The 23,790-nt window shown below is 58.9% G+C and carries 21 protein-coding genes and 1 pseudogene; 10 read left to right on the top strand and 12 right to left on the bottom strand.

Features of this window, described 5'->3' with window-relative positions; all coding sequences use genetic code 11:
- The first annotated feature begins 1,024 nt into the window (after window positions 1-1,024).
- Entirely contained in the window at window positions 1,025-1,333 is a 309-nt protein-coding gene (locus tag FBZ93_RS28070) for a hypothetical protein (RefSeq protein WP_167529244.1), read from the top strand.
- Between the two features lie 1,187 nt (window positions 1,334-2,520).
- Here FBZ93_RS28070 and FBZ93_RS41870 read toward each other — a convergent pair.
- The 5 genes and pseudogenes from FBZ93_RS41870 to FBZ93_RS28045 form a co-directional block, all read right to left on the bottom strand.
- Window positions 2,521-3,108, bottom strand: coding sequence for an ArdC family protein (locus tag FBZ93_RS41870; protein WP_349643271.1), 588 nt, complete (start codon window positions 3,106-3,108; stop codon window positions 2,521-2,523).
- Window positions 3,109-3,166: 58 nt separating this feature from the next.
- Window positions 3,167-3,436, bottom strand: a pseudogene (locus FBZ93_RS41865) (ArdC-like ssDNA-binding domain-containing protein); the annotation flags it as partial.
- Between the two features lie 922 nt (window positions 3,437-4,358).
- Window positions 4,359-5,126 carry a hypothetical protein gene (locus FBZ93_RS28055; RefSeq protein ID WP_146990371.1) on the bottom strand — a complete coding sequence of 256 codons (768 nt, stop codon included), beginning with the start codon at window positions 5,124-5,126 and terminating at the stop codon, window positions 4,359-4,361.
- 209 nt (window positions 5,127-5,335) lie between these two features.
- Entirely contained in the window at window positions 5,336-5,716 is a 381-nt protein-coding gene (locus tag FBZ93_RS28050; protein ID WP_146990369.1) for a helix-turn-helix domain-containing protein, read from the bottom strand.
- 11 nt (window positions 5,717-5,727) lie between these two features.
- Window positions 5,728-6,030: a type II toxin-antitoxin system HigB family toxin gene (locus FBZ93_RS28045; RefSeq protein ID WP_146990367.1), complete on the bottom strand. Its 303-nt coding sequence runs from the start codon at window positions 6,028-6,030 to the stop codon at window positions 5,728-5,730.
- Window positions 6,031-6,530: 500 nt separating this feature from the next.
- Between FBZ93_RS28045 and FBZ93_RS28040 the strand changes: the two genes are divergently transcribed.
- Entirely contained in the window at window positions 6,531-7,397 is an 867-nt protein-coding gene (locus tag FBZ93_RS28040) for a hypothetical protein (protein ID WP_146990365.1), read from the top strand.
- Between the two features lie 45 nt (window positions 7,398-7,442).
- On the top strand, window positions 7,443-7,628 hold the full coding sequence (locus tag FBZ93_RS28035) for a hypothetical protein (protein WP_208764069.1): 186 nt from the start codon (window positions 7,443-7,445) through the stop codon (window positions 7,626-7,628).
- Window positions 7,629-7,815: 187 nt separating this feature from the next.
- On the opposite strand, the gene FBZ93_RS28030 is transcribed toward FBZ93_RS28035, so the two are convergent.
- Window positions 7,816-8,376: a hypothetical protein gene (locus FBZ93_RS28030; protein ID WP_146990363.1), complete on the bottom strand. Its 561-nt coding sequence runs from the start codon at window positions 8,374-8,376 to the stop codon at window positions 7,816-7,818.
- Window positions 8,377-8,918: 542 nt separating this feature from the next.
- Window positions 8,919-9,410 carry a papain-like cysteine protease family protein gene (locus FBZ93_RS41990; RefSeq protein WP_146990362.1) on the bottom strand — a complete coding sequence of 164 codons (492 nt, stop codon included), beginning with the start codon at window positions 9,408-9,410 and terminating at the stop codon, window positions 8,919-8,921.
- A gap of 689 nt (window positions 9,411-10,099) precedes the next feature.
- On the opposite strand from FBZ93_RS41990, the gene FBZ93_RS28020 reads away from it, so the two are divergent.
- The 4 genes from FBZ93_RS28020 (at window position 10,100) to FBZ93_RS28005 (ending at window position 14,369) form a co-directional block, all read left to right on the top strand.
- Window positions 10,100-10,465, top strand: a complete 366-nt coding sequence (locus tag FBZ93_RS28020; protein ID WP_246667673.1) for an XRE family transcriptional regulator — start codon at window positions 10,100-10,102, stop codon at window positions 10,463-10,465.
- Entirely contained in the window at window positions 10,455-11,717 is a 1,263-nt protein-coding gene (locus FBZ93_RS28015; RefSeq protein ID WP_146990360.1) for a type II toxin-antitoxin system HipA family toxin, read from the top strand. The genes FBZ93_RS28020 and FBZ93_RS28015 overlap by 11 nt, the downstream gene beginning before the upstream one ends.
- 192 nt (window positions 11,718-11,909) lie before the next feature.
- Window positions 11,910-13,298, top strand: coding sequence for a hypothetical protein (locus FBZ93_RS28010; RefSeq protein WP_146990358.1), 1,389 nt, complete (start codon window positions 11,910-11,912; stop codon window positions 13,296-13,298).
- Between the two features lie 96 nt (window positions 13,299-13,394).
- On the top strand, window positions 13,395-14,369 hold the full coding sequence (locus FBZ93_RS28005) for a hypothetical protein (protein ID WP_146990356.1): 975 nt from the start codon (window positions 13,395-13,397) through the stop codon (window positions 14,367-14,369).
- 126 nt (window positions 14,370-14,495) lie between these two features.
- Here the strand turns inward: FBZ93_RS28005 and FBZ93_RS28000 are convergent, their stop codons facing one another.
- The 3 genes from FBZ93_RS28000 to FBZ93_RS27990 form a co-directional block, all read right to left on the bottom strand.
- Entirely contained in the window at window positions 14,496-18,443 is a 3,948-nt protein-coding gene (locus FBZ93_RS28000) for a PIN domain-containing protein (RefSeq protein ID WP_146990354.1), read from the bottom strand.
- A gap of 444 nt (window positions 18,444-18,887) precedes the next feature.
- Window positions 18,888-19,175 carry a type II toxin-antitoxin system RelE/ParE family toxin gene (locus tag FBZ93_RS27995; protein WP_146990352.1) on the bottom strand — a complete coding sequence of 96 codons (288 nt, stop codon included), beginning with the start codon at window positions 19,173-19,175 and terminating at the stop codon, window positions 18,888-18,890.
- Window positions 19,165-19,443, bottom strand: a complete 279-nt coding sequence (locus tag FBZ93_RS27990; RefSeq protein WP_146990350.1) for a type II toxin-antitoxin system ParD family antitoxin — start codon at window positions 19,441-19,443, stop codon at window positions 19,165-19,167. Before FBZ93_RS27990 ends, FBZ93_RS27995 begins: the two co-directional genes overlap by 11 nt.
- Before the next feature lie 192 nt (window positions 19,444-19,635).
- Between FBZ93_RS27990 and FBZ93_RS41420 the strand changes: the two genes are divergently transcribed.
- Window positions 19,636-20,400: a hypothetical protein gene (locus FBZ93_RS41420; RefSeq protein WP_246667672.1), complete on the top strand. Its 765-nt coding sequence runs from the start codon at window positions 19,636-19,638 to the stop codon at window positions 20,398-20,400.
- Between the two features lie 59 nt (window positions 20,401-20,459).
- On the top strand, window positions 20,460-20,774 hold the full coding sequence (locus tag FBZ93_RS27980) for a hypothetical protein (protein ID WP_146990348.1): 315 nt from the start codon (window positions 20,460-20,462) through the stop codon (window positions 20,772-20,774).
- A gap of 439 nt (window positions 20,775-21,213) precedes the next feature.
- On the opposite strand, the gene FBZ93_RS27975 is transcribed toward FBZ93_RS27980, so the two are convergent.
- Window positions 21,214-21,426 (bottom strand): hypothetical protein, encoded by a 213-nt coding sequence (locus FBZ93_RS27975; RefSeq protein WP_146990346.1) that lies wholly within the window; start codon window positions 21,424-21,426, stop codon window positions 21,214-21,216.
- A 321-nt stretch (window positions 21,427-21,747) separates the two neighbouring features.
- Here FBZ93_RS27975 and FBZ93_RS27970 point away from each other — a divergent pair, with 321 nt between their 5' ends.
- On the top strand, window positions 21,748-22,539 hold the full coding sequence (locus FBZ93_RS27970) for a hypothetical protein (protein ID WP_146990344.1): 792 nt from the start codon (window positions 21,748-21,750) through the stop codon (window positions 22,537-22,539).
- A gap of 34 nt (window positions 22,540-22,573) precedes the next feature.
- Here FBZ93_RS27970 and FBZ93_RS27965 read toward each other — a convergent pair whose 3' ends face one another.
- The gene (locus tag FBZ93_RS27965) at window positions 22,574-23,686 is read right to left on the bottom strand and encodes a Fic family protein (RefSeq protein ID WP_146990343.1); all 1,113 of its coding nucleotides are present in this window, start codon (window positions 23,684-23,686) and stop codon (window positions 22,574-22,576) included.
- Window positions 23,687-23,790: the final 104 nt, after the last annotated feature.

The raw sequence follows: 23,790 nt of genomic DNA, 5'->3' as shown, positions 1-23,790 counted from the left end.
TCGAGGACCTGTATGGCGACGGAGCCGTCATAGTACCCAAATGCCCGGCGTAATAGCCGGGACAGCCGCCGTGAGGCGGACGATCATGCGTATAAAGCTGGGCGACCGGACCGAAAGCGCCTCCGATCGGGGGAAGGACGATGCCGCTAACAACGGCATTTGCAGTATGCGTAGAAGAGATTCTTTGACGGAGAGGTTCTGCTGATGCAAGCCGCTACCATCCAGAGAAGAATTGAATCACTTCGAGAGCATGCGCGTACGGAAAGCCGTGTGCATTGAAAGGTGCCCGCACGGTTTGGGGGGAGGCGTAGGGACATCCTCCGCGGAGGTGTTCCACGCCTACCCTACCGAGACGCCATTGCGTCTCGGTTCACAAGAGCCCGTTGCGGCAACCGCCGCACGCGCCAAAACGACAAGCAAACGAACGCTCAGGCCTGTGGCGTTGGCACGTCCTCCGTGGCCCTGGTTTGCGCATCGTAGATCCGGACGCGAAGGATGGGAAAGCGCTTCTTCAACTCCATCGCTCCTGCCCATGCCCCGTCTCTGGTGGCAAATTCGGCCTTCAATCGGCCATCGACTTCGAGGGCATAGCCGGAAGCGGGCAATCTACGAGCAGCAACGACCATTTTCGTCCTTAGTTAAGTTGGGCCAACCGACAATGCTTGCTTAGCGTGAGTCGGCCGGATCACACCAGCAGGTGGATAAGCGGGGTCGCGACGCGCCGCATTGATGGCCCTCGAGGTTCCTCCAACATCACTCAACTCCCAAGCACGATCAGCACTCATCGGTCGATCACCCGTCAATATCTGCCAGTCTTTCCATGGAAGCAGCAGATCTGACGCAAACCGCCCTCCCCTTAAGAGCACCCCACCCAATCGTTGTGGCGTCCCAAACCAATCGAACCAGTTCGTCCCTTTTGCACGCCATAGCTACCCAGCAGCCGTAGCTGTGAACTCGATTCCTTTCTTGCTGGATCAATCCACGATCTTATTGCCTCTGACCGATCATGGCTCGGGACGAAGACGTGCACGGCAAGGGCGAAAAATCTCGGATCGAGGCATTTGGATTGCCAGACTCCGGCAAAATGCCGCATGCCGCGAAGCGCGGTCGCAAGAACCGCGGCATGCCACCACCCGCAACGTTCGATATCGAAACGCTGCCGGGCAGCTCCAATTTGACCGCTCGGGAGACCGCTGCGGTGATCCGGCGCACGCCCGGAGCGCTGGAGCAGTGGCGGCGCGATCCGAACCATCCGCTGAAATGGCGCTACGTCGACGGCCGGCCGCTCTACCGTGTCGACGCGGTCCGCAATTACCTGGCTGGATGCAAGTAGCAAACAAAGCTTCCTCAGCCGCATGATGCAGGCGAAGCCGGTCGTCTCCATCGACTGCGAAGACTGAATCGACGGCGAGCATCAGGCAGCCTTGGCCGCGGCAGTTCCTGTGCCGGTCGTTATGTCGAGCCCTTTGCTCCTGCCGTCCTTGCTGCGACAACCGCCAAAATCGGCGAAGATCGCGGCGCCTACCTACGGCACCGCATGTTGTCATGAGGATCTATTCGACATCGACGATCCTGCCCAATGCTCACGAATAGTGATTGGCAGTATCGAAGACGGAGAGTTTTGGCACAACAAGCTGAAGCGGCCCAGACCCTCGACACCGTCCGCGAGCTCCAGGCAGTCGTCCTCGCCTGCGTCGCGCGACTGCGATCGACGACCTGGAAATCCTGCATAAAGCTCGGCGACTATTTGCGGTCCGAAATCAATGTCCCCTCCAACGGCTGACGGACCGGTGAGTGATCGTGCTCCGAAGTGCGCGGCATCTAGTGCGGACGTAAGTGCTTGCTGTCGTAGACCCAAGCCTCAGCTGGCTTCCAAAAGTGGGTACGAGCGCAGTGCGGGCACCTTACGGGGATCGCAATGCTTGGGAGCGTTTCAAAGACGACCGTCTCGGTATCCAATCCGGTCTGTAAGGGCTTCCCCGTCTCCGAGCAGCAGACCAATATATCCGACATGGGTACCCCCTTGAGAAACATAATTCAGCCGGGCTTGTTTTGCTAAAATGTCACCTACAAAACCTGGGCTTAGGAGCGACGGATGACAAAGACGGACGTGACTTGCCCACGTTGCGGCGCCGGGTTTCGAAGGTTGGAGCTATGGTCTCAGCCTGGTGCGAAGGGCGAGTACCGTTGCCCGGTTTGTGAAACGACGCTTGAAACCTTCGACGGCAGCAAGCTGATAGCGTATCGACTTACAATCCAGCCGGAGCGCATCCCGGCGCGCGAGCGGGATTACCCGGCCGCGTAACGAGCACCCCCGCCTTACCCGTGCTGAATGCTCCACCGCAACAATCCCATCAATGCTACATTGCAGTTTCGTGAAGCTCTTGCTGTGCCCGATTTGAGGTCGCCTCAGTTGGCGGCCTCTTTCGTTTGAAGAACATATCTCGGGTCGTTGCTTAAAGCAGCCACATTACGATCCACACATTCGGGATCAACGCGGCGCAACCGCGCGGGATGGATTCACGCGGCCTCCCCGGGGGAGGCCGCGCTTGGCTGGCGCGCGTTCAGGAAATCGGCGGCGGCGTGCGCGGCAGCGGTGAAGATTGCTCGCTTGTCGTCTTTCAGGACTCTGAGCCAGTGATCGATGTAGCTGGCGTGCTCGGTGCGCAGTGCCGGATTGAGATCAAGCGCGGCGCAGGTAAATGCGCTGCCGAGTTCGGCGACGAGTTCTTCCATCGCGTAGCCCGCATCGCCGAAACGCTTGCGGCCAAGGTCGCGATCAAGCCTCTTGGGGTGCCGCGTCCAATGGGTCGCCTCATGCGCGAGGGTCGCATAATAGCTTTCGGCGTCTTGGAAAGCCTCGAAAGGCGGCATCTGGATGTGATCAGAACCGATGGCGTAGTAGGCATCCGGCCCGCCGTGACGGATATCCGCGCCGAGGGCCGCGAAAAAGCTGCCAGCGCATTCGATGCGCGGTATCGTCTCGGTCACGGGCTCTGGCTGCGCGTGATAGGAGACGGGAAGCCCGTCGATCTGCTCGGCGTTGAACACCGAATATCCCTTCATGTAGTGGATTTGGGTGTCGCGCTCTTCGCCGGTGGCTTCCACCGTCTCGGTACGCGATCGAATTGGCGTAGACGGTCAGGCTGGCGCGTTCGCCCTTGCGGACCGTAGCCCCCAGATCAATGGCTTGCTTGAAGGTCATCCAGATCGGGGAGCGATAGCCTTTGGCGAGCGCTGCGATCCAGAGCGTAAGGACATTCACGCCCCGATAGGGGATGCCGTTGTGGCGCAGGGGAAGCAGCACCCTGCCCGCCATATGCTCGGCACTCCACGGCTTGCGCCACGGGCGCCCCCCCCGTTCCAGTTCTTCGATGATTTGATCGGTGATGGCTTGATACACATCGCGCCGCGACGGTTTGGATTGTATGGTCATGCGTGCCTCACTTGCCTTCTGGTTGCAGCAACTGCTGCAACCCTGCCCGTTGGCGAAACCGGGGTTAGCAAGTGCAAGGAGGCTCCGGACGCGCAGCGCCGAGGGTCCGCACGAGGGCCCCGCGCAGCGGGATACGGGTGGAGGCGGCGCAGCGCGTCTGGATGCCTTGCACGCGCGAGGGGCTGGTCCCTTAGCAACCCGACAAAGGAAACCGAGCGGCTCGCCGCTCTCTGCCTGTCTTGCGCGCGAAGGATTGAAGCCGGGTGGATGGGACGCATCTTGCGACCCGCTGCACGAAATCCTGTTCGACGGGAGCGAACGCGCGCGCCGCATGAGACCACGCATAGGCACAAACATGCACGGCCTTCGATTGCGTCAATTCCATGCCGTCAACCGGCGCGCGGCAATTCAATCCGGGCCACGCAGGTATCGCAGCGCCACCTCGTTCAACTGTCGTTTGGGTTGGAAAGACGAGACTCGCGCCGTTTCGACAAACCAGAGGACGGACGCTTCCGAAATTCCATGAGCATCAAATGCAGCCTGACTGCTCGCGTGTTTGTCTTGAGCGTTGCGCGGCTGATGTCTCAGGGCCCTGCCGGCGCGGGCGGATGGGGCCACGGCCAACCCAGGCAGATACCTCCATAGGCCCCCTAGAACGATATTCACACCAATTCCCCGGAACGATTTTGGAGTACGCATCAACTCTCGAAGACGAAGAGTTGCTTCTAAGCGCGAGCGCCACTCTGTCTCGAGGCGCCCCCCGAGCTGGTCGATTTTCGAATTTACCCCCTTTGACGGCGCGGCCGGCCCACCGGTGCTCAACGCAATCCCATCCAGCGGCGGGATAAAGATCCGCACCGGACAGGCGATGCCGAAGAGAAAACGCCGCATTGGCGCGGTTGCGATGAACGCACCGGCTTCTTCAGTGCGCGTTGCTCGTGAGCTCGGCCGCTAATGACGCTTTCTGGAGCCCGATGTCATCATCAACTTGCTTGAACTCAGCGACGTCAAACGTCCCTTCAATAATCTGCTCTTTTGTCGTCGTGAGGTGCCGGAACATGTCTTGCACCAGCGGCGCCACGCGCTCATCCTTAAAGGTAGCAATTTCGTAGGCGCGCACTTCGTCTTCCGCAAATGCGTCGTGCGCAAGATCCATGATGCCAATTTCCAGCAGGTAGATATCGCGGCCATACTGCTCATACAGCTTGAGTTGCAACTCTGTGGCTTCGTCGAACTTGTAAAACGATTTACCAACGGTCTTCAGCACTGCATTGGTACAGAGAGCGACAAGGTAGAATTGCAGTACATAATGCTGCAGCTCCTCGACGGTTCGATCCGGCCAGAGTTGGCGTAATTTCTGAAGAATGATGTCCCTTCCGAACGGCGTTCGTGACTGCTTGAGGCAATACTCCCAATTCGCCCAATGGGCTTCGTTTAGGATTTCTCGCAGGCAAGTGGCGCGTTGGCGTTCCCAAGTCGGCTCCGAAGCAATCCTCTCCAACGCCGGCGTTAGATAGTGGCGTCGATAATATTCGACGAGCGAGATTTGGACGCCTTCCCAGCGAACATGCCGATCTTGCATGGCCCGGACCAACTCCACAGGCGCCGGCGGCTGGCGGATCATGGATTCGCAATATGCAAAGAGATCGGGACGGCTCAAAGCACGACGTCCGCCGACCGTTTTCGCCATCAACCAGAGATTCTTGCCTATCCCCATCCAATAAGAATACCGGATATTTCAATCAGGGAAAGGAACCCGTTCGGGCCGGCCGGCCAATTCGCCGAGTCCGCGATCGAGGCGGTCCCGGCGGGAACCCATTCAAGGCTTTTGGCCGTTCGTAGCCGGTGTTGTCGAACATCTCGTTGAGGAATGTCAGAAGAGCCGTATGGATCTCTCGTTTAAGCTGCGATGGACACCAGCGCGTACGGTTTGATTAGAAGCTCAAGCGGAAGCTTCCATGCATCGTGGATCTTTCGGATCATCTCGATCGAAAGCGCTCGCTTCCGATTTAGAACTTCAGACGCGCGCGGGCGCGAGCCTAGAAGCTCGGCAAGCTCGGCTTGCGTGTGTCCCAGTTCGTCAATGGCAAACTGGAGAAGCTCGATCGGATCCATGTTGCTAACGGTTGGCCAGCGTGTCGCTTCGTAACGGCTGACCAATGTCGCGAGAAGATCGAGCTTGTCATCGTCTTCTGAACCCTCGACAGCATCCCAAAGCTTCGCGATCTCCGCGAGCGCAGCGGCGTGATCCTCATCATTCTTGATCGGACGAATTTCCATATTGCGCTCCTCTAAAACATCGAAACCGTCAAAGCGTCGACCTTGTCGTATTCGGCATGAGTTCCGATGAAATTCACGTAGACGATCTGTCGCCGGAAGTGGATCATCACGATCAGCCGATAGTTGCCGCCTGCGATCTCAAACCTCACCCGCTGACCGTTTAAGATCACTGCGTTGGGAGCCGCCTGGCGAACCTCGTCCATCGAAGTCCAACTGGCGGCTTCAATCAGGTCTTTAAGCCGCGTAAGAGAAGTTTTCGTCTCCGGATGCCTCTCCGCATAGGCCGCCAAGGTGCTCCAGGCGATAATTCTCATGCCCGAAGAATGTTCCCAATTTGGGAATTTGTCAACTTCCCCATTTGCCTCCAAAAAAATATAGCAAATTCAGGCACTTGAGTAATCCCATTGTGGGAGAGCGACGCGGCCCGCCCGAGTCCAGGCGTGGGACCGGTGAGAGCCGGGCCGCGCAGCGCGCAGAGACGCGCGCGATCGGCGATCAGCGACCACGCCTCCGGACGAGGCGACCTCGGGTGGACGGGCCCCGCGCGTCCTGGCGACTTTCTCCCGCTGCTGAACCGAGCCCCAGAGGTTTAAGCAGGCCAGAGGGCCGCCGGCGCCGCTTTCCGCCGCGACTATTCGCTGTGGTCTGGAAAAAATCGACGACTCAGCGATAATGCAACCTGCAAGGGGTAGAGCACCTTCGACCTGTCGCCGGGTCAAACGCTCCTTTACACTGATCTGCAAACAACCCGCATCTCGCCTTCGTGGGCTGCTGCGCAATCGGCGAACAGCTTGGCCCCGATAGGAGGATGCACATGTTTGTGCTTCGTATATCTGCGACCTCGCCTGCCATCGACCGGATCAAGGCGCGGCTCACGCAAGACCTTCCAGACGTCAAATCATCGCATCGCGTCGAAGCGATCGGGCGCGGTCTCGGCTTTCGCACCTATGCGGCGCTGCGGGCGGCCGCTGCGGCCGCTCAAGCGCCGGCGCCGGCCGTTGCCACCGTGACGGGAAGCTATTTTTCCGATTATCTCAAGGAGCATGAGTTCGAGGTTAACCCGGCGCATCTCTACCGGGCAGCCGCGGAGGTGGCGATTCAAGCGGTTCTCGATGCAGTACCAACATTGCACGTCTATGGCATCGGCTTAGGGCGGCCACAACGCAATGCGGATGGTTCGCGGCAAACGCCGCAGCAGCAATATGCCGAATTCCAGCGACACCGCGAGGAGTGTTTCGGCAAGCACGCCGCCGAAGCCTTCTTGCGATCCATGGCACTGCTGGCGCGGGTCACGGAAACCAGGACCATCCGGCCGGGAGCGGGTAGTTATCGCCTCAAGCATATCGCCGAGAACTACGTTTGCACCTATCCCGAAGGCGGAAAGCTCGGACCGGCCTATGTGCCCAACGGCATGCTCATTGCCGCGGCGGTCCATATGGGCTTCAAATACAAGACGTATGTCGATGACCTCGGCTACGACGCGCTGAATGCCAGCTTCAACATGTCAAAAGCGGTTGTCGATGATCTGGACGCCGAGATTCGCCCGAATACTGGATTTGCGTCTGATCGGGCGCGCAAGAGGCAGAGCAAGAGGGAGCTCGTGGAAGCGCGCATGCTCTTTGCCGCGGTAAAGGCTTCTCTCCCTGGCCCAAAGATAGGAATGATCTACCCCCGGCGATAACCGCTAGCGTCGTTCGCGCGCCGCAAGACCGAGATTCCGACGGCCTTGCCGGATCCGTTCACTCCGGCCTTCACCGAGGACGCCGGCAAGAAGGATCAGTGGACCGCGTTCACCAAGCAAGTCGCGGTCGACTCGGGCCCGATAACGGACGTCGCCAAAACACTAGCGGAGTTCTTGTTGCTGCGGGCGAAAGAAGCACTCGCCCCAAAGGATGGGGAGAAGGCGACCTAGCTGGGATGATCATGCCGATGATCATCCCGATGACCAGCAGCAGCACCGCCAGCACGGTCAGTATCAAGACCATCATCGGCACCGGCGGCACTTTAGGATTACGATAGCGAACGTCAGTAGATCATTGGCTTCAGACACTGACCCAAAAGGTGTGCGAGTGGAAGGAGGCGGGTGACGATTGCGCACTTTAATGCTGGTTAGAGTCGCGATAATCCCATTGCGTTGAAATTGACGCTCGAATGGCATGAGCAAGGTCTAGCGCTGCATTGTTCATTGGTCTTCTCGCGTCTTGCAGCTTGTCGGCGTCAGCGGCGGGGGCGTTTCTATGTGCCGCTTTGTAGTTATTCAAAGCGTCGGAAAACCCGACCATGGCGGTCTCGACCGGCGGATCCTCTACCATGGCAAGTTCGCTCCAATACAATTCCCAAAACCGACGCTCCGAGTCATGCCATTCCGGCTCGTTCGGGGACGACAAAGACACTAGCTTTCCTGCAACACTGGCCGCTTCGTAGTAGAGCGATAATTGCTTCTTGAGAAACGGTTGCCTGGCTTCGATAGCGCGCGTTTTCGCTTCTTTGTCCACTTGCTGAGCCAGGTCTCGCGCGGTGTCCCTCTCATGTGCAAGAAATGTTGTTAGCGCCCAAATCGCTCCGCCGACGACGGTAAGCACCGGCAACCATGCCTGCATTATCCGCAGTATCTTGTCGGATATCGTTTCGGCAGCAGGAATATGATGTCCGTCCGTCATGATAACCCCTGGGTGTGTGTGGTAAAATAGCCTATTGCACTGCCTTCCTCCGTTCGAGAGAAAACTGCCGGTAAAAATCGGTATTGGCTGCGATGGAAGCACTGCAGGCACACGACAGACGGATGAAGCACCATCGCCTATGGATCGTCGTAGCACGGCTCTCTTTGATCCCGGTCCACGTTGGACGTGCGCGATCTACGATGTGAAAGCATCACCGAACCCCTCACACATGTCCATTGCCGCTCCAGCTCGACGCAGGAGAGACGGAGTCGATCCAGGAGTCGTGCCAATCCCGTCCGTCACATCACCGGCTGATGCACGAATTCATCGAGGCCCCCAGATTCGATGGCGTTCCGTTCGGTAAATGCGACAGACTGGGCAAGATCGGCGTGGCGGTCTGTCCAGCTCTGGTGGCGCCGCTCGGACATGTATGTCGGCAACCAGCGCGACTGGAGCTGTCATGCGCGCGTCGGAGCGCAAGCAAGGGTTAGGAGGGTAGGTCTTCGCAGTTTTAGCGGAGCGCCGTAGACCGCGAAGAATGTTCACAGCCAATCGGGATTCTTGACGAAAAGCGCGTCGAACTGAAAATCCAAGAAGTCATCCTGTAGACGCGCGGGCGGGGAAGGATCATTGTAGTATAATGTGTTTGCTCTCACACCGGTCAGTACGGCGACATGTTTATCGCCCGACGGGAGACTCATCGCAGCCCAAATCGGCCCGCGTGTGCGCAACGTCTCAGCGATAAAATCTGGCGAAAATCCGCCATGTGGCTCTACGAGCCGCAACAATCCTTCGCTGCGAGCCAACCGATCAAACTCGCGAATGTTGAGGCCTAAGTCGGCGCGCCAAAGCGCGGGTAAACCCAACCGAGGCCCGCGTTGAAAGTAGTACGACACCATACAGGCGGAAGCGTACCAACAAGCGTTAATCCCCCACGGCCGCGCAATTCCGTTATGATCTCGTCGCTCGATCGGTTGGCCGTCGTAACCGTGCTGTTGGCCGACAAGCGGAACATTCAGTCGTAGGTTTGGCACTTTACAGCTCTCCTGGTCTTGCGGTGAGCCGAGCAATTAGCGTGCCGGGCGGTTCCAGTGCGCGCCGTACCGCAGCAGTACGAGACTTCCAGGCCGGAAATTGAAGCAGGCAGCTGCAAGTGAACGTTTCGTTCGGAACGGACGGTCTTCGTCTAACGGTGGCGCATGGCATCCTGGGGCCTGCGGCCCTCTGGCCGTCGAGGCCAAGCCCCATGAACCAACGGCATCGCGTATCAGGGCGTCAATGTGCTTGTGCTGTGCTCTGCTGTCGTCGATCGCGGCTGTTGGACCGACACGCCGAAGCATAAGCCAGATACTCTGGAATGGCCCGCGAAGGCCTACATGGCTCACCGAAGATCCCGCCGCTGCTAAACTGCGTCCCATAGAAAGCGGGTTTGCGCATGGTTCTGCTTTCCAACCGACCTGGCTGTTCATGACCGGTGGCAGCCTTATCTCCTCGCCCAAGAGTTCTCCGGCGAGGCCCAGTCACGGAGCTAATGAAATGGACCAATCTGCAACTCTCGGCTGCCTCGTGGAGCCGAATAACCAATTGATAAGACTGTCGAAACCGTGCGAGCGGCTTTGACATATATTGCTCTTAAGAGCAAATTAAGGCGTATTATAAGCTCTTAAAGGCAGATAATTGCGAACTGTCGGAAAATCATGATATGCTCTTAAGAGCACGATAAATGGCATCTTTGGCTTTGAAGAGCATGGTAGCTGTCAACAAACTCCAAAAGGCCCCTCCCTACCACGTGGCACGGGCCCTCAAGCAGCTCGGCGCCGATCTGCGCACCGCCCGCATTCGCCGCAGCATGACTATGGGAGATGCTGCGAGCCGGATTGGAACGGGGCCGCGCGCTGTCATGGACGCCGAAAAGGGCAAAGCATCGACAGGTATGGTGGTCTACGCCGGACTGCTGTGGCTCTACGATATGCTTCAGCCCCTGGAGGAACTTGCCGACCCCTCAAAGGACAAAGAGGGAATCGCCTTGCAAGCGACGCGGGAGCGCAAGCGGGCTCGTAAATCCGGCGGGCTGGACAATGACTTCTAAAGGCAACACCGAGTGCTTCGTTTACATCACGTTGCCCGGTCAGACCGATGCGGTAACCGCCGGCCGTCTCCAGCTCGCAAAGGACCGTCGTGGCAATGCTTTGGGCCGCTTCGTTTACGGCAAGTCGTACCTCTCACGCGCAGACGCGATCTCAATCGACCCTATCGAGCTTAAACTTTCGGGAGAAACTTACGAAACAACCCGGCTGAATGGTATCTTTGGTGCGTTACGCGATGCAGGACCAGATTATTGGGGACGCCGCGTCATCGAAAAGCATGCCGGGGTGCCTCAACTTGGTGAGCTCGATTATCTGCTGAATTCGGCCGATGACCGGGCCGGCGCCCTCGGTTTTGGACTTGGTCAACAGCCTCCGGCCCCACGCCGCAAATTCAACAAGACGATCGAACTCGCAAAGCTTCAGGAAATCGCTGAAGCCCTGATGCATGAGGAAGATGTAAAAACCGGGGAGGCTGCACAGGTCCAGGACTTGATGCTCCTCGGTACTTCCATGGGTGGTGCTCGTCCAAAAGCTGTCGCCGAGGACGACGGCGGCCTCTGGATCGCAAAATTCAACCGTCCGGACGACCGCTGGAACAACACGCGTGTCGAACATGCGATGCTTGAGTTAGCCAAGGCTTGCGGTCTTCGCGTCGTTGAAAGCCGCGTCATCAACGTCGGCGGGAAGGACGTTCTTCTCGTCAAACGATTCGATCGAACGACGACAGATAAGGGATATCTGCGTTCAAGAATGATCAGCGGCTTAACCGTGCTGCGTGCAGAGGAAGCTGCTGAGATGCGGGATCGGTGGTCCTATGTATTGATGGCCGAGGAGATGCGCCGGGTTACAGAAGAGCCAGAAAGGGATGCCAAAGAGCTCTTCCGACGCATGACATTCAATGCGCTGATCTCCAACGTGGACGATCATCCCCGCAACCACGCGCTCGTGGCCAAAGAACGAGAATGGCAGCTTTCGCCGGCTTATGATCTGACGCCCTCTCCCGTGATATCGCAGGAACATCGCGACCTGGCGCTGGAAGTTGGCGACCAAGGGCGATTTGCAAATGCAAAAAACGTTCTGTCGCAACATGCCCGCTTTCTGCTCGGTGCCGACGAGGCCAAAGCAATCGTCGCGAGCATGACTGAGCAGGTGCGAGCTTCGTGGTATGATGTTGTTCGCGGTCAAGGAGTTAGCGAGAAGGACGCCGAAACGATCAGGGGCGCCTTCGTATACCCTGGCTTCCTGACGGAATAGAACGAGGCTCGATTGCCTCCTCCTGACCACCTGGATTCGATTGCTCCATTGCGCCGAGATGCTGAGTTATTTCGGTACCTTGGCCGATGCCTGGAAAACCGCCTGCCCGAAACACGGTGCACCAAGAGAGAAAGTCTGAGCGATACGATGGTACGGCTGATCGCGCCGACCGAAACATCCCAGGGGTAATGCGTGCCGAAGATCGAAAGCGGAAAGCCCCTACATTGCGTCGAGCTGGTCACGGGCAAAAACCTGACGGGAACGATATTGATCTCGGACGACGAGATCCGTGCCGCGATTTTCAGCTACACGGGCCATTTCAACATCAAGATTGATCAGCCGGTTTTCTTGCAGACCGAGACCAACGAGATCGTCTCTTTGCATTCCAACCTGATGGCAAACTCAGGGACGAACTCGCGCAGCATCGCGCCGGAACGCGCGACCCGCCGTCAGGAGATTATCTCCAACCTCGCCGTGATCGGCCACGATCCGTGGACGGCCGAGGATCGGGTGAAGCGGGTCGTGTTCCGGGTCAAGCACACCAAGCAGCTGATGCACCACGAGGCCAAGGTGGAGGCGATCGGCCGTAGCCGTTTCCCGGAGGAAGAGCATCTTACGATCTTTCATGACGCGGCCGACGGGATGACGCTCAACGCATGGTATGCGGCGACCTACGGCATGGAGTTCGATACACCGAAGGAACTTTGGCCCACGTTCGGGATCGAGTTCGGTGAGCCACGCCCGATCCGGGATTACATTCTCCATGTTTCGGATTACGTGGACTTTCTGTCGTTTTGTCTTGGCGTAAAGCTCAAGCCGTCCGCGATCCGGATCGATCGCCTTTCTTTCGCGCAGATGAAGGAGGCGGTCGGGAAACACGAATATCCCGGCAACCACGGCGTTCACTATACCTGGCCAGAGACGGAGGTCAGTGATCCTGATCTCTGGATCGGCGGCTCGCCGGTGCGGGCCTGGGACGATGACGAACTTGCCTCGCTTCGTGCGTGCCTTGTCATATGGATGAACCGCGCGGCGTCCTGGAGAGATACCTACAATCTCATGATGGCAGGTTTCGGCCTGAAGAACGTGGTTTCGTCGGAACGGCTCCTCAACGCCTGCCGCTGGCTTGAGGATATCCCTGTCGGAAGGGCGCAACCAGCGCTCTCGAGTTCGGACATCGACGCGATCACGGCAGCCGCCGTGAGCAAGGCACTAGAGCTCGGCCACGGCCCGGCGATCAGCGAGCGGATTGCAAACGCCGTGCGTTGGGTCAGAGCAGAAACCGCCGAGCAACGCTTCAAACGCCTCCTCAGCACGATAGAAGAAAAATTCGGCAACAGGATTTTTCCACCCCAGGCGATCGACCATCTCAAGCGCGCGAACGGCTTTCGCAACAAGAGCGCCCATGGTCATTTCACCCCGGAGAGCGATGCCGAATTCCGCGCCTTCTCAAAATCGACGCGGGCGATGGAAGCCCTATGCTATCTCCTGACCGCCCTTGATTTGCCGATCGGCTCCGAAGGATTGGAGCGAATTCGATCCAATCCCGTGGTCCGGGACTATCACATGGCCTACGACTAAACGCCGGGATAGGCCGCAAGCCGACGGCGTCGTACAATGGCGTGAACCCAACTATCTTTACCGCCAGCTCATCATTGCAAACAACCATCAATCACCATGCCTCTCGATCTTTTCACGCCGGTCACGTCTCGCGAAAAGCTGCACCCGAACTTCTTGCGCACACTCGATCCCGGTGCGGCGGGCGTGCGCGCGGTTTTGAACAACTGGGCCGACGGCTTCGTTGACCGCGACAGCAAATTTGTCCGGGAATTCCAGACCACGTACAATTCCAGCTTTTGGGAGCTGTATCTTTTTGCCGTGCTCAAGGAGCTCGATATCGCCGTGAACTTTGCCCATGCGACGCCGGATTTCGTGGCGCAGGATCTGTCGCTCGCCATTGAAGCGACGATTGCCAGCCACGCGCATGACGACGTGCCGGAGTGGGAAAAAACGCTCGCCGGCGTCGTGCATGATAATCTCGAGCCGGCCTATATCCAATCCATCATCCGGCTTTCCAACGCCCTGCTTGGAAAATCGAAGCTGTACCAGGAGAAATATGAGGTTCTGCCGCACATGGCGGATCGCGCCTATGTCGTTGCGATCTCCAACTACGGCACGCAGGACTTTTACATGCTGGGTGACGTGGCAATGCAGCGTCTGCTCTACGACCATCACGAAGAAAAGCAAGTCTACAAGAGCAACGGCGCGCCCGTGAACGTCGGGTTGTTCCGCAACGATGCCTTTAAGCATATCAGCGCCGTGATGTATTCGACGACCGCGACATTCGGCAAGGCGCGGGCGCTCGGCAACGATGAGGGCGAGTTCGTGTTTCAGGCGGTCCGAATACGCGACAACTTCGAGCCGATCCGCATTGTCGCCCGCAAGAAGGACTACAATGAAAGCCTGATTGATGGGCTGCGCCTCTTCACCAATCCTTATGCGGCGCACCCGATCGATCTCGATTGGTTCGATGATCCCGGTATCCGCATCTTTGCGGCGGAAAAAGATGGCGGCCTGCGCATCTCGTGCCATCCTGAGGGCGATCTGTATGCCCGTCAGGTCCAGAATATCATTCGGCGATCGGGAGCCTAAGGACGAGCGTCACGGGAACGGCCGGAGCCCGAGTTATTTTCCGAGGGACTGGCACTTTCTCCGAAACCGAACGACAATCTGGGGACCGTTGGCGGGGCTCGCGTGGCCGATCCGCTATTCACGCCGCTATCGGCGCGGTGGCCTACCCCTGAGATCATGAAGCGCCCGCATATTCGCCAATTCGCGCTCGGCATCGCGCAGCCTCGCGGAACTCAGGAAATGGCCGACGACCCACTGGTCAATGTAGCTGCGCAGGTCCGAAGTCACGGTGCGTTTGAGGACGGCGAGAACGAACGGCCAGTCACTGTTGCGATAGCGCGTAAGCTGCTCAAGCAGAATACCTGTTGCGCTCAGTTCCTTGAGATCCGGAGCGCGCTCCCGCAACCAGATTTGGTCAAGAAACCCGAGGGTGACCCTCAGATGCGATTTGAGCTCGGCATTTTGGGTGCCGATATAGGCGCTGGTTACGCGATAGTTCGCAAGATCAGGGGACGTGTCGGCGAGCAAGACGTTCCAGAGAATGGCCGCATCGACGGAGACGTGGCCATGGCGGCGCCAGGATAACTTCGTAGTGAAGTCGGCGTAGCGTTGAGCATCGATCAGGGAAGACTCAAAGGCAAAGGCGGAGACCGCTTGCAGCCATACGCTCGTGATGCCGTGCGTCACGGCGGCAGCGGCCATCTCCCGAAAGTAGATATCTTCCGACAGGAGAACGTAGCCTTCGGCCGCAACGTAGGCGGCATCGAACACATCGACACCGAACGCATCGGTCAGCGTGACCGCAAGTTCCGAAGGCGTATCGGGAGCTGCGACAGGAACGATCGCGCAATTTGCCTCGATTTTTTTGAGCTGCACGGCGATGAAGGTCTGGCGGGCGCCGAGGTCCTCGGCTGTGTGTTCCTGCCGAACATATTGCCCATCGTGCCACCCGATCGTCATCGATGGGCCGAATTCGGCAAACGAATCGCGATCGCGCAAGCGTTGGAGCTCGTCGATGCAGGAGCGCGGAACAACCAGCCTGCCGAAAACGGCAATCAAGACATCGAACGCATCCATCGTGGCCGCCGTCCATGCGGCATAAGTGTCGAGGACTGCGCCCGATGTCCTCTGGCGCGCGATCGCATCCCGCGCCCCGTCGCGCTCCTGCAAGGTGCCGGTGCACGTGGCGATTTCATGGTCAAGGGAGCGAATGTACTCGGCGAATCCAATTGCATCACGTCCGAGCCGCGATGCAACCATGGCCATCGGCAGATGCTGCAGGAGATAGAGATCCGCGAGCTTGCGGTTGCTCTCCGCAACTTTGCGGACCTGATCAAGAGCGGGCTGGACGTCGCCCTCTCTCATTTTCAAGGTGTAGAATCCCTGCGCGTCGGGAAAGCGGGTCTGAAAATTCCCCATGACGTCATGGAGAGCGTGCAGATATTTATGCTTGATCTCGGCGACACGCCAGGTCGTGCCATCCCCAAAAGCCGCCGCGATCACAAAGGTATCGCCGACCTCAAGCCCGATCGCCGCCGCAGCGAGGGGATGGGTCGGGCTGAGCAGCCCATCGGCAGGCCGGTCCGGTCCCTCGGCAATGATGAATTGGGTGGTCTCGCCTTGTGCCCCCTCAAGCCTTAGCCAGGTGTCAAGCCCCGCGACGCGGGGACGCGGCGTGTGGCGCCCGTTGGGATCGAGCATCATGAGCCCGAAATAACGCAGCGCTGCGTCGGGATCGTTACGTGCCGATTGCAGGGTCGCGTAGGCAAAATCCAGCGCCGGGCCGCACAGGCCTTCGGCGAACATGGCTTGGGCGAAATACATCTTCTGCCCGGGGCTGCCCTTCAGAACCAAAGGATCGATGTTTTCGAGAATCGGCCTGACCTCGGTGCGGCGGTCGAGCCGGCGCAGGGTTGAGAAGAGGGTCAGATAGTTCGTGAGGTCATTGCTGAGCGCTATGGCCTTCCGCAGGCAAGCCTCGGCGTCCTTGAGCGCACCTCGGTTGTAATGCAGCAGGCTTTCCGCATGGACGTAGAATTCGCGGCTCCGGATTTCCGCCGGAAGGCGCTGAAAGAAGCGGATCGCGCGCGCACGTATGGGGCTGTCGTTGACGAAGGCCCGCGCGAGCGTACGAAGGGCGTCGTGGTCGTGATCCTCCGCGACGTGCCCGTCGAGCAGATCCGCAACCTTGTCTGGCTCCCCGCGGTGCGCAGCGTGTTGCGCGACCATGAGCCGGGCGGAGATGTGGCTGTCGGTACCTAGCGCGATTATGGCGGCGTGGAATGCGGCATCGGCGATGGCTGTAAAGTCCTCCATCTGCGCGAAATCGGCGACGACGATGCAGGCCCGCGCATCCCCGACGACCTCATCGGCGATGGCTTGAATCTTCTCTTCGCGATCGTTTGGCCGCTCGATCTTCAACGCCGCCAGACGGCCTGCCGTCGCAACCAGAAGCCGCTCGATATCCGGAATCTGCTCGATAGGACGGCGGCTAATCTCGGCGACCTTCTCCCACTCCCCGTGAACTGCATGGTAGCGGAAGGCGAGAATGGTGGCATCGGGTCCAGGCGGGAGACGGGGCAAGAGACCGCGGGCTAGCGTGTCGTCATGCCCCTCGATGGCCGCGAGCGCCGCCCGCTTGGCGATTTCCATGTCCTGCGGGACCGCCGCAAGTCCCTGCCGGGCAATCTCAAGGGCTGCGGGGATATCATCCAGCAGCTGATAGGCGACGATGAGGTTGCTGCAGAGCGCCGCGTCCTCTGGCCGCACCGCCCCTTCCGATGTCCGCGCCTCGTCCCAATAGCCGCGAAGGACCCCGGCGGCGTGAACGACACGTTCCCGTTGGTCCGCAGTAAGACGATGAGTACGTTGGACGGTTTCGAGGCGAAGGATTTCGTCGAGATCGGCGTCAGCCGCGAATTGGCGCGCATGGCGATCCTGCGGGAAAGCGGCAAGGACCTGCCGCGCCGCCTCCCGCCACGCAGGCGTGCGTTCACGGTGACGAAGCGTGTCGACGCGGCCGATCACAACCGGCAAGCTCTCTCGGAGCCCAGCCGGCACAAGGTCGAGAGGCTCCTCGATGGCCAGATCAAAACGAGCCGCCTGCACAAGATACCCTGCGACGGTTTCGTTGCCTGGATCGGCATCAAGGGCCGCCTTGCCGAAGAGCAAGGTCTCTTGCCAACGCTCTTGCAGGAGTAGCGAAAACGCCTTGTTGGCGACGGCTTTCGGTTCAGCCGGCGCATGATCGTAGGCTTCCGCCAGCAACGCGGCAGCCGTTTCATCCTCGCCGAGCGCCAGCAAGCATGAACCGATGTTGGCCTTGATACGAAACAGGATGCGGCCCGAAGCCGACGCGGCGACGCGCGCCAGCAATCGCTCCAGGAGTGATCGTGCAGTGCGCGGCTTGCCGTTGTTGGCCAGGTCGCGATATTGATTGATCTCGGCATCGAGTTGCGCTTCGAGGGCGCTGGCGCCGCTTGTCGCATCACCCGGCACAATATGGATCGTTTCAAAACGCGCGAACCGCGCTTCTAGCTGGGAAAGCCCGGCCTGGACCGTCGCCCGCACATCCTGCTGGAGGGTGGCAACACGGTCGACCCGCTCAAGAATGCGCTCGCTAAACGCTCCGTAGTCGGGATCAAACTGCTTGCGCGCGTCGGCATCCTCGCTGATCCGCTCCTCGAGGGTGTTCCAGCCCCACACATAGATCAGAATGGAGCGCCCCTTGCCCTTCTGCTCTAGTGAAAGTTCGCGGGCCAGCTCATGGAGAGTTCCGTCATCGGGTGCGGTCGTCGTGACGAAATACTCGCGCAGGTCAGGCCGGAAGGTCAGCGCTTTCTGCACCTCCCCGCGAACTTCGTCCGCATTAAGGACATGCCCGTCGCTCTTTAGCTTGCACTGAATCCCAACGACATGCCCAGGGTCGCCATTGCGCACACCAAACAGATCGACGCCGTTCTGGCGCTGGCCGCGACGGCCGTTGCGTTGCACGTTCGGATCACGCAAAAGCCCGCGCCATAGCACGATGGAGGCGCGCTCGAAGGCCTGTTCGTCGGCCGGCTTCGGGATTTGGGTCGCGGCAAGCAAGGACATGATTGATTCGCAACATATCGTTATCGTCCGGCATGTGTGCTGATTTTGGTGAGTTACGCACGGCAGAATGGGCCGCCGGCGCCGTCGCAGCGACGCTGGGCCTCACACCCGCTCGAGCGTCCCATTGACGATAACTGTGTCCAGACATTCCCACCCATTCCGGCGCGCGCCGATGGCCCCATTAGGCCTGAATAGATTGAGCGTGAACTTGCGTTGGGGAAGCGCGCACGCTGAAGCCTATTCACAAGATACGGCCGGCCAAGAGTGGTCAGAGGCAGACCCGGCATCGCAAAGGCAAGCGCACCCGCGATGGAGATGCTCCGCCGGCCGAGGCAAGCGTCTCCCGTTGGCTCGCGATCTCGACATTAAAGGCACCTTCATCCAGCCTGACGGAACAGAGCGGGCCGCACCGTAGCGTTGTATGAGGGCTGACAAGGCAAGTGCTCAGTCGAGATTCTCCCGCGCGATATCGCGAGCACCGTTAAGCACCCGCACGATCTCAACGCCGTTGGAAATGCTTCGCAGAAGAGCACGACCGGAAAGCTCCGAATGCTCATAGCCAACTCGGGCCGCTGGCGGGCCCGCCAGTGGATTCTCGGCAAGCATCTGAAAGACGTTGCCGATCCGATCGAGCAAGCGATCTGCCGCGGCGATATTGTCTGATGCGATGAAGAGCCAAATCTCGTCCAGGTCGGTCTCGGCCCGGGGCCACCTGGTGAGATTACCCGCCATGCTTCCCGGCTTTCAGCCGTTCACGTCCTCGGGCCTCAATTTGTTCGACCAGTTCACCGGACTCAAACGGTTCGGCCGGGCCGCTTTCAAGGCCTTCCTGTATGACGGCACGCAATGCTTCAAGCTTCGCCTTGCGACGCTCCTCGCGTTCTTCAACAAGGCGCAGTCCCTCCCGCATCACTTCGCTAGCGGTTGCATAGCGACCGCTGTCGACGAGATCCTCGATGAAACTTTCGTAGTGTTTGCCGAAGGTATGATTCGTCGCCATACGCACCTCCTTGCCTCGTAACATTTTACTTTATGCCATGGCTCGCAAGAGGTCCCTGAATACCGCGCTTCGGTTCTCCGGCACGTGCGGTTATAGAAGGAAGTGGGCAAACGGTGGGTAGTTGACGAAATCTCTTGGCCCAAGCCATCCGAGGCGCTTTTGCTAGCGCCACCAACTTCATGTGGGTGAGCCATGAACGACGACCTAGAGGATCGCAAGCCGATCAAGCCACCGGAGAGAAACCATCCGGACGACAAGGTACGAAGCTTCATTGAGGCCGTGGCCGGCGAAGTCCCGCTTGGCGGCGCGGTGGTCAAACTGGCTGGCGAATTGATTCCCACCCAGGCACAGAAAGCCCGCACTGATTGGGAAGGTGCAATCTCAGAGCGCACCAACGAGCATTCCGAACGGCTGGACCAGCATGCGCAAATGCTGGCGCCAACGACAACGCTGGTCGGTCCCAGCTTGGATTTGGCCGTGGCTCTGGCACGCGCGCCGAGCGATGGCATGGCAGGGCGAGGCCTTACCATTGACGATCTGTGCAAGCTGCTGCCGGAAGTCGATCCAAAGGAGATCGAGAAAGCCGCTTTCGATCTGAATGCCCTGGGTTTGACTGGCATTCAACGGGCGTTCGGTGGGCACTGGTCGCTGCGGTTAAAGCAAAAATTCTACGAGCAACTCGACCACCAAGTCATGGGTTGGGAATCCACGACGGAGCTGGATGCCCGGACCTTGGCCAACTTGCTCCTGGAAGACGAGGAGCGCGAACGAACATCCGCCCTTCATGCGGCCAGCGGATGGGAAAAGCGCCGTTTCAATCCAGCTTTCCAATTCCTCCTGAACATCATCCCGGAAGGGCGCGCGAGCCGGGAAATTCAGCCAGACTATCCATCAAGCAGCATCTGCCTATTAGACGAGGACAAGGCTTTGCTGCGCAGGTTCATTGCGGCGCGATAGGCGCGTCATCGCGCATCAGCACCCTATCTGAACGATGGTTCGATATTCGAGGATTGGAAATGAAGCTAGCTGTCGCCAGTGTGCTATTGGCCTTCCTGAGTGGCTTCGCGAAGGCCGACGGCCTCTATAACGGAAATGAGCTGGTTACACAGTGCGCCACGAACAAGTCGTTTGTCGCGGGTTATGTGGCAGGCGAAATCGACAAAGCGAAGGCCGACTATGCACCCATGATGGTTCTGTTTCTTGGCTTCTACGACAAGGCGAAGCATGCGGAGCACACCAAGAAGCTGGAGAGCAGTGCGGCGCTGATAGAGGGTTATTGCATTCCTGGCGGCGTAACGCTTGGCCAATTGACTGACGTGTTCTGCAAGTAGCTGGGAGATAATCCAGCATCTCGTCATGAAATCGGCGCCACCCTGATCCGGTCCTCGTTCGTTGCGGCGTGGCCGTGCGAAAAATGAGGGATGGCCGACTCGCCAGTGCTCTATCGGTATCTAGGGCGTTTATCTGCCGGGACTGGGTGTAGGTAATTTACAATGCGAACGACGTATTTAATGGCCGTGTCCGCAGAATAGCCGGCGCGGATTAGCTCGGTAGATGTCTGGGCTGGGAATGCAACTCCTGCGACCCGCATGCAAATGGTGCGCGCTTCGGCACCACGCGTGCCAGCCATCTCTTCGTCGACCTCTCGTCTGATTTTATCCACAAGGGCCGTGAGCGCCAGCGGCAGTTCTAGGGCAGGTTGATTGGGTCTCGCATACAGCGGCCAAACCGCCGATTGCCAAGACACCGAACAACAGCCCGCGCAGTTCCTTACTCCATCCCGGGCTCTGTCGCCTGTGCGGCGGGCGTCCTCAAGCCTTCAAAAAGCACCCGCCGATCGCTGTAGAGAGCGCTCACCGTTGCCTTTACCCATGACGGGCCGTCCTCGATCCTGTGCGGATTCATCTCCGCCCATTTCTTGGCGGGGATCAGCAATCCTGTAAGCACGCTCAAGAAAACAATATTGCTGACAAGAGGACTCATGAAATGCTGGTCCTGCACGCGGAAAAGAGATTTGAACCCAATCGATTCTGGCTATGCAACTCGAGCGAGTATATTTTTCCTACAACTTGCCGCAAGCACAATTCCTACTGCCTTCCGTGGCCAATCATCGCAATGACAATGCGCATTCGAGGGGTTGCCTTGTCACCGCTGACTAGCCCATTCGGCGGCATACCGACACGAGCCGAGCGCCAATCTGGCGACTCGTCACTAAAATGCTTATCTTGGCAGAGTGATTAGAAGAGATGCAATGACCCATGCTTCCGATGGAAGTGCCGTAGTGGCGATAGTTCTAGGGGACGCATGACGGACCAACGGGCCTACGTCGGTCGGAGCCTCAATCAGCGGGCATATGATGCGGCGGACAAGGCAGCCAACGCACTGGAAACCCTGATGCGGCAGAATGTCGCCGTTGGGCGGCTCGCAAGCGGCCACACCTTGATCGGGTTCAAGACCGAGGGGTTGCGCGTCTTCAATGAAGAATTCGCCAGCGCAGCCAAATTTACCCACAACCTCCTGGGTCAGATTGACGAGGAGACCTTGCAGGCGGTCTCGTACTTCGCCAACCGGCTCGTGGACCTGATTTTCGACAAGCTGGTGCTCTGTGGACCCCGCACCGGAATAGCTGAAGCAACGGTTGCGCGCGAGCTGAACAACATCAAGGTCGCTCTGCAGGAAAGGCGAGACCGGGTTCTTGATGATTTCGCCTTCGGCATGACGGGAGACGAACGGATGAAGAAGGATCCGGTTGTGAGCATCGTCAATTCCCAGTCCAACAGCCCAGGCGCGATTCAGCAGGCAGGCGTCGGCGAGTTCTCTCAGTCCGCGATCATCAACCACCATCAACAGGTTGTAGCGGCGATCGACCGAGCCTTGGTCTCGCAGGAATTCCAGCAGCTCGACGCGGCTCAGAAGCAGGGTTTTCGCGATGTCGCGGACGTCGTGAAAGAGGAAGCAGCTAAACCGACCCCTGACCCGGCCAAGCTGAAGCGCTGGTCTGAACGGCTTGTAGGCCTGGCAAGGGAAATAGGCATGCGAGTCGCAGTGAGTGAGATTGGGCAGGCGATAGGACACATGCTCGGCGGCGTTGGCTAAGGGTTACCAGCTCGTCCTCAATAGCAGGATCAGTTCAATCTGCACTGCTGGGGACGAGGGAGTAGCTGGTGCTGCGGCCGCCAGCGGCGTCTTTTTGCAGAATGCCGCGTTTGATCAAGTGGTCAATGTCACGCGTCGCTGTCGGCTGTGAGACTTTGGCGATCTTCGCCCATTTTGAAGAGGTGAGCTTCCCCTCGAAACCGTCAAGCAAGCGATTCAGCATCAGCTGCTGGCGATCATTGAGGCCGCTGGTGGCATGCTTTTCCCGGAATGCCGCCTTCTGGAGGACGTTGCCGATAATCGAATCAGCGCCGTCGAAAGCCCGGCCCAGGCAACCGACAAACCAGTCGAGCCAATTGGTGATGTCGAGCGTGCCCCGTTGGGTTCGCTCGAGGATGTCGTAATAGGCTCTGCGCTCCTTCCGGATTTGCGCGGACATGCTGTAGAAGCGTTGCGTGCTGTGCTCAGACCGCGCGAGCGCCAGGTCGGCGATCGCACGCGCGATTCGTCCGTTGCCATCCTCGAAAGGATGAATGGTGACGAACCACAGATGCGCAAGCGCGGCCTTGATGACAGGGTCCTGGCCTTGTTCGGCATTGAACCAGTCTAGGAACGCCTTCATCTCGCTCTGGAGCCGCCTGGCGGTCGGCGCTTCGAAGTGAACGTGCTCGCGGCCGAGGGGCCCCGACACCACTTGCATCGGGCCGGCCTGTTCGGTGCGCCAACCGCCAACAGTGATCTTCTGCATACCGGTCCGGCCGGTCGGGAAAAGGGCGGCATGCCAGCCGAACAGCCGGTCAGCGGTCAGGGCCTGTTCGTATTTTTGGGTGGCATCGAGCATCAACTCGACCACCCCCTCGACGTGCCGCTCAGCAGGGGTAAGGGCGCCGATGTCCATGCCGAGCCGCCGTGCGATCGACGAGCGGACCTGGTCACGGTCGAGGATCTCGCCTTCGATCTCGCTCGATTTGACGACTTCCTCTGTCAGCGTTTGCAGGGAGGCCTCCGCCTTCAGCTGGAAGCCCAGATTCCCCATCCGGCCGAGGAGCCGACCTTGCTTGTGGCGGACCAGGGCAAGACTGTCGGAGAGCTTTTCGGCGCTCCACTCGAAGTCAGGCCACTCCGCTCTTTCATGAATATAAACCATAGTCTTCGCACCCCTTCGCCGCAGTATGGGGCTAATCTCTTCATCAGCAAGCCATTCCAATCACTTCTTGATTGGAATAAGGGCATTTATCTCTTCACGACCAA

Origin of the sequence: Bradyrhizobium macuxiense (assembly GCF_007993935.1) — a bacterium.
GTDB classification, from domain to species: domain Bacteria; phylum Pseudomonadota; class Alphaproteobacteria; order Rhizobiales; family Xanthobacteraceae; genus Bradyrhizobium; species Bradyrhizobium macuxiense_A.
This window is presented reverse-complemented; position numbering and strand designations above follow the sequence as displayed.